1 protein-coding gene is annotated in these 247 nt (G+C 39.3%); it reads left to right on the top strand.

Annotated features, from left to right (window positions below; all coding sequences use genetic code 11):
• Positions 1-218, top strand: a 218-nt coding sequence (locus tag KVT37_RS32540; RefSeq protein WP_217579060.1) for a hypothetical protein, incomplete at its 5' end; no start/stop codon positions are given.
• Between the last annotated feature and the right edge of the window lie 29 nt (positions 219-247).

Here is a 247-nt window from a genome sequence, read left to right as displayed (position 1 = left end):
ATAACCTTGCAAATCAGGGCGGGAAGGCTGGTTTTACAATAACAGCGGATCGAAATGGACAGATCAGCGGAAACGCAGGAACAAATGCTAATCAAGGTGGACAGATTGCCAAAAAGGGTGGACAAAACTCGAGACAAACAGGACAAGCTACTAAAGAAAATAATGAAAATAAAATTCAAGAATCACGTCCTACACTTTTTTTACCACCGTTCTCTTAATTAGCAACACTTCCATTTCTAAAACTTTC

This window comes from Mesorhizobium sp. GbtcB19 (assembly GCF_019091085.1).
Taxonomy (GTDB): Bacteria; Pseudomonadota; Alphaproteobacteria; order Rhizobiales; family Rhizobiaceae; genus Mesorhizobium.
Note: the sequence above shows the minus strand (reverse complement) of the source record. Positions and strands in the feature narration are given on the sequence as shown.